Source organism: Candidatus Zixiibacteriota bacterium (assembly GCA_034439475.1).
Taxonomy (GTDB): Bacteria; Zixibacteria; MSB-5A5; order GN15; family FEB-12; genus JAWXAN01.
On sequence record JAWXAN010000053.1, the window covers coordinates 1 to 6,052 of the forward strand.

The window sequence follows — 6,052 nt, forward strand, 5'->3', positions numbered from 1 at the left end:
AACTACACCTTGAAACGGGCAGGCTCAATTTATTTGATAACATAGTAACTTGGCTATTCCTGAGCCTATGCGAAGGAATAGGTGTGACCTGACGGTCACGTTGGTGCGCGACCGGGACGTCCCGCACGAAGAATCAAAACAGACATTTCCAGCCCCCCCACTCACCCGCCAGCGGCCTTTCTTGCCCTACGGATATCCCTCCGCGCCCGATTATGCTCGGCATTCGTTTTTGTAAATCTATGCCCGCCGCTGCCATCAGCCACAAAAAATAAATACTCATGTATATCGGGACTAAGCACTGCCTTTATCGCCTCAAGCCCCGGTGAGTTTATTGGGGTCGGAGGGAGACCATATTTTCGATATGTATTGTACGGCGTAATAATAGCAATATCCTTCGTATACAACGGCCTGTCCAGCCCGCCCAATCCATATATAACAGTCGGGTCGGCATCGAGCCGCATTCTCTTCTCGAGACGATTAAGATATACCGAAGCGATTTTCGGCTTCTCGGCATCGATCATGGCCTCTGCTTCGACAATCGATGCCAGTATCAACACCTGCTCGGGAGTAAGACCATTAGCTGATTTTGTCGAGATGACATTTTCTGTCTGGCCGCGAAACATCTGTACCATTTGACTCAACGCCTCTTTAGCGCCCGTATGCCACGGGAAAAAATATGTTTCAGGAAAAAGATAACCCTCTAAATACGGCAGTTTAAGCTCCTGCAGAAACGCCGCATTTTTGGAAAGCGCAATAACTTCGGCTGAATCGGCATTCATCGTCCGCGCGAGTTGTGAGGCTACCCTCCAAATTGGAGACCCCTCAATAATGGTCACCCGGACTTTAAGAAAATCCCCCGATGCGAGTTTATCGAGAGCCGACTGAATAGAATTATCTCCCGAAAAATCATATCTCCCGACAACAAGCTTCTTATCGACCCCGCGAATTCTTGCGGCAACTTTGAGCGCTCGCGCCGATTTCACCACTCCGCCATTCACGAGGCTGTCAGCGACAAAGGCAAAAGAGTCCCCCGGCTTTATGACAACTGTGACAAGCCCCGCGCCGATATCCTTCATCGCATAATAGCTGTACAGCCCGTAACCACCAATGACTAATGCGACAATAAAAATGAGCAGAACAATTTTCTTAACCATACCGTTATTCCGTTGTACCACCAACAATCCGCTGACGACTACATGCACAATGAACATTCCCGCCCCTATTGTCATGAGCAGGGTTGTCATAACAACATAGACGATTACATCCCATACTTTATTCATTGCCGCTGTGGAAGGCTTGCTCATCGAGAAAGCGCTGCAAAATTATAACCGCGGCAATGGCATCGATACGTTTTTTGTCCTGTCCGACTTTTTTGCCATGTGCGTGGATGACATCATGGGCGTCCTCCGACGTATAACTCTCATCAAAACGGTGTATGGGAGCGGAGATTGATTCTTGGAGCTTTAATATAAATTTGTCGATCTCGAGACACGCCTTGCTCACTTCCCCGGACTGATGCAGGGGATAGCCGAAAACAATCCCGTCGGGACTGACATCCCCAATAAGCTGGCTTAACTGCTTGACGGCGTCTTCGACTGATTTTACAGTAAGCACCGTATACGAAGAAGCAATCATCCCGCTCAGATCGCTTTTGGCTACACCTATACGTCGTGTGCCATAATCAATTCCTAAAAATGTCCGGTCAAGACGCATTGTCATTCGTAGAAAGTAACCGGCACAATGAATTAGTGCAAAGTCAAAAATAGCGGATGTGAGGGGCTTCTTACTCCCGCACAAAGACAATATAATCAGTCATGGGCGGCTCATATCCGTCCTGACGGAGCAAAAGCGCAACCTGCGCCCGATGGTAACTGGCATGATTGACGACATGGGTGAGAATATCCCAGATAGAGTTGCTGTATTTCTCCCCTTTAGTATTGACATACTGAATCTGCTTTTCATACCCATTCTGTGACAATGAAGCGAGCAGATTTGTCCAATTGTCATTATTTTCACCCATCAGCTTGGCGATGCTGAGAACAGGCATTGCCGTCCAGAAATCAACTTGTTCTTTCCCCTGAATTCGATTATACCAATTCATCTCCGAGAGGGCTATGTGAGCGAGAGTGGCCATAAGCCAAATTTGGGGAGTATCAATTTTCTCAACCGCGTCAAGAACTCTCTGGTTTGCCCAGTTGTTGTATTGTACAAGTTTATGAAAATGCCCATCAATACCCATTATGTTAGTTCCCTCCACCAAACCTAAACGTCTCAAAGTCAGGGTAAAATAAGAGTAATGGAGTCTCCCGAGCAAGCACTTCTCGGATTGTTGCCAAACCCTCAACACCGTGGTTGGCGTACGTCCCGTGCGCCAACTCTGCAGAGAATTGAGTAAAGTGGCCAATTTTGACTGGTTGCCTTACGGGATATAATTACATATTTTATCGGTCATCACGACTGAAAGAAAAAGGATAGAATGATAAAATCGATTTTGACAAAAATATTCGGCACCAAACATGAGCGGGATGTCAAAAAGCTCATGCCCTTTGTTGGCGAAATTAACGAGCATTTCGAACCCCTCAAAGCGCTTTCCGACGATGACCTCAAAGCCAAAACGGTCGAATTCAAAGAGCGTCTTGCCAAAGGTGAAACACTCGACGACATAATGTCCGAGGCCTTTGCCGTCGTCAAAGAAGCCTGCCGCCGCCATGTCGGCCAAAGCTGGAGTGTTGTCGACCAGCAGACAATTTGGAATATGGTGCATTTCGACGTCCAACTTATCGGCGGAGTCGCCCTCCACAACGGCACAATTTCTGAAATGGCAACCGGCGAAGGCAAAACCCTCGTGGCGACACTGCCGACCTATCTCAATGCCCTGAGCGGCAACGGCGTTCACATCGTCACAGTAAATGATTACCTCGCCCGACGCGACCGTGAGTGGATGGGAAAAATATACGAATACCTCGGCCTGACTGTCGGCGTCATTCAAAATCAGATGAGTAATCTCCAGCGGCGCGAGATGTACAATCATGATGTGACTTTCGGCACAGCCAACGAATTCGGTTTCGATTATCTCCGTGACAATATGGCCCAGCGCGCCGAAGACAGGGTCCAGCGAGGACACAACTATGCTATCATCGACGAAGTCGACTCGATTCTTATCGATGAAGCGCGTACGCCGCTCATCATCTCCGGCCAGGTAGACTCAGGCGTCAATGACCGCTACCGTGAAATGAAGCCTACAATTGACACCCTCGTTCGGAAACAGACCGGACTCATCAATGATATGATTTCGACAGCCGAAAAACTCATTGAAGAAAATCGCGGCAAGAATGAATTCGAAGCCGGCACGCTCATGCTTGCGGCCAATCGCGGCTCTCCCAAAAATAAGCGTCTGCTCAAACTTCTCAAAGAGACCGGCATGAAAAAACTCATGACCGATGTCGAGTCATCGTACATGAAGGACAAAAAGCTCTATGAAGTCGATGACCGGCTCTACTACTTTATCGACGAGCGTGAGCACTCCATTGCTCTGACTGACCTTGGCACATTACAGCTCACCCGCGAAGAGCAAAAGCTTTTTGAAATCCCGGATATTTCCACCATGCTCTCGGACATTGAAGGGGATAGTTCGCTTTCCACCGAAGAACGCCAAAGGAAAACCGATGCCGCCTATGCCGTCCATGCCGAGCGTTCCGAGAAAGTTCATGCCATAAATCAGCTCCTGCGCGCCTATTCCCTCTATGAAAAAGATGTGGAGTATGTGCTCGAAGACAGCAAGGTAATGATTGTCGATGAGTTTACCGGTCGTATTCTGCCGGGACGGCGGTACTCCGACGGGCTTCATCAGGCAATCGAAGCGAAAGAAGGTGTGCGGATCGAGGCTGAGAGCCAAACCTTAGCGACGATAACGCTTCAAAATTATTTCCGAATGTACCAAAAGCTTGCCGGAATGACCGGAACTGCTGAGACCGAAGCCGGCGAATTCTTTGATATTTACAAGCTCGACGTGATGGTCATCCCGACCAATCAGAATATGATTCGAGCCGATCAGAATGACGAGATCTATCGCACACGGCGGGAAAAGTATAATGCCATCGTCGAAGAGATAACCGAGAATCACAAAGCCGGACGGCCAGTACTAGTGGGTACGGTTTCAGTCGAAGTATCAGAGACGCTTTCGCGGATGCTCAAACGGGGCGGGATACCGCACAACGTGCTCAATGCAAAACAACACCAGCGCGAGGCAGAAATTGTCGCCAATGCCGGAAAATCCGGCGCCGTTACAATCGCCACGAACATGGCCGGTCGCGGAACAGACATCAAACTTGGCCCGGGCGTAGTCGAAGCCGGCGGGCTTCACATTCTCGGCACAGAGCGCCATGAATCCCGCCGAATCGACCGCCAGCTTCGCGGACGAGCCGGCCGTCAGGGCGACCCGGGCTCTTCGCTTTTCTTTTTGTCCCTTGAAGATGACCTCATGCGCCTTTTTGGCGGCGACCGGCTCGGCTCGATAATGGATCGGCTTGGTATCGAAGAAGGCGAGGTTATCGCCCACAAAATGGTAACCCGGGCGATTGAGCGGGCGCAGAAGAAAGTCGAAGTGCAAAACTTCTCGATTCGTAAGAGGACGCTCGAATACGACGATGTCATGAATGTCCAGCGCAAATGGATTTACGAGCGGCGTCTCTCCGCTCTCGAACGCGAATCTATCAAAGATGAAGTTATCGAATTAATCGAATCAACTGTCGATGACCTGCTCAACACCTATTGCCCTGAGAAAGAATATCCGGAAACCTGGAATCTTGCCGGATTTAGCGAAGAACTCCAGACCGTGTTTTTGTACCGGCTTCAGATAAAACAGGAAGATATTCCCGCCCTTACCCGCGAGAGTCTACGAGAGCGAGTGCTAAAAGCCGTTACTACTTTTTACGAACAAAAAGAGACTGCCTATGGTGGCGAAGTCATGCGGCAGTTGGAACGATATGCTGTGCTCTCCACAATTGACCGCTTCTGGCGCGACCACCTTGCAGAGGTCGATGAGCTCCGTACCGGTATCGGACTTCGGGCATATCATGGCCAGATGGGGAAGCCGATTGATATTTACAAAAAAGAAGCTTTCAGTATGTTCGAGAAGATGATTGGCGCGGTCGATAAGGAGATCGTCAGCCTGGTCTACAAACTTCAGATAAGCGTTCCGCAGCAGGCACAAACCCAGCGGCGTATGCCAGCCATGGTAGAAACCCATGTCGACTCAACCGGAATGGGTCTTTCGTCCGGTGTAAACTCTCCCGAAGCCGCTTTGGAAAGCCCGATGGCCCGCGCATCTCAAGCGGGCACACAGGTGCAGACTATCAAGCGGGCAATGCCGAAGGTCGGACGCAATGATCCTTGTCCTTGCGGCAGTGGAAAGAAATATAAAAAATGCCACGGCGTCGACGAGTAGCCAAATAACCAAAGCCCCCCCGTCCGCTTAAGGCAAACCTTCCCGACATTGCACACATCCCCTAGCACGTCATTGCGAGTTTCACTTTCTTAAGTGAAACGTGGCAATCTCATATTCGTGTTCTCTTCCTCTGGTAGCGATTCCACCAACGGCGGGTGACCTGACGGTCACCCCGGTGCGCGACTGGGACGTCCCGCACGAAGATTGATGTGCCGTCAGTCCTAAGTAGGTCAAGATCCTTGTGATCCTGACGTCTTCTCTGTGCTGTCTGGCGCCCCTGCCAGGGGATGGTATCCCCCGCCTGACAGTTTCGACGTGTCGGGCTCCGCCGCGGCGGACTGGCGTCTTAATCATCGGTGCGCGACTGGGACGTCCCGCACGAAGAATTAAGAAGTGCAGTCAGCCTTCTATTTTGTCATTCCAGTCCGCCACGGCGGAGAATCCATCTTCTCCGATATTCGCAGGTCATCCGCTACGGTTTTCCATGGCGAACGATCATGACGTCTTACCTCACTGACAGGGCGCCGTCGGTGCGAGCGAAATAAAGAGATGGTCGATGAGCGCTGTCAAATCGGAAATATCGACAGGTGCATCGCCATCTATATT

Annotated in this window: 4 protein-coding genes; 1 reads left to right on the forward strand and 3 read right to left on the reverse strand. The window is 50.3% G+C overall.

Features of this window, described 5'->3' with window-relative positions:
* Window positions 1–161: 161 nt before the first annotated feature.
* From mltG to SGI97_08020, 3 genes are all read right to left on the reverse strand, one after another.
* Window positions 162–1,304, reverse strand: a complete 1,143-nt coding sequence (gene mltG / locus SGI97_08010; GenBank protein MDZ4723832.1) for an endolytic transglycosylase MltG — start codon at window positions 1,302–1,304, stop codon at window positions 162–164.
* Window positions 1,273–1,719, reverse strand: a complete 447-nt coding sequence (gene ruvX / locus SGI97_08015; protein ID MDZ4723833.1) for a Holliday junction resolvase RuvX — start codon at window positions 1,717–1,719, stop codon at window positions 1,273–1,275. Before ruvX ends, mltG begins: the two co-directional genes overlap by 32 nt.
* Before the next feature lie 64 nt (window positions 1,720–1,783).
* Window positions 1,784–2,239, reverse strand: coding sequence for a DinB family protein (locus tag SGI97_08020; GenBank protein ID MDZ4723834.1), 456 nt, complete (start codon window positions 2,237–2,239; stop codon window positions 1,784–1,786).
* 237 nt (window positions 2,240–2,476) lie between these two features.
* Here SGI97_08020 and secA point away from each other — a divergent pair, with 237 nt between their 5' ends.
* Window positions 2,477–5,446: a preprotein translocase subunit SecA gene (gene secA / locus SGI97_08025; GenBank protein ID MDZ4723835.1), complete on the forward strand. Its 2,970-nt coding sequence runs from the start codon at window positions 2,477–2,479 to the stop codon at window positions 5,444–5,446.
* Window positions 5,447–6,052: the final 606 nt, after the last annotated feature.

Excerpts from the sequence above, each read along its gene's own strand:
- mltG (MDZ4723832.1), bottom strand. The coding sequence starts at position 1,304 with ATGAGCAAGCCTTCCACAGCGGCAATGAATAAAGTATGGGATGTAATC.
- ruvX (MDZ4723833.1), bottom strand. The coding sequence starts at position 1,719 with ATGACAATGCGTCTTGACCGGACATTTTTAGGAATTGATTATGGCACA.
- SGI97_08020 (MDZ4723834.1), bottom strand. The coding sequence starts at position 2,239 with ATGGGTATTGATGGGCATTTTCATAAACTTGTACAATACAACAACTGG.
- secA (MDZ4723835.1), top strand. The coding sequence starts at position 2,477 with ATGATAAAATCGATTTTGACAAAAATATTCGGCACCAAACATGAGCGG.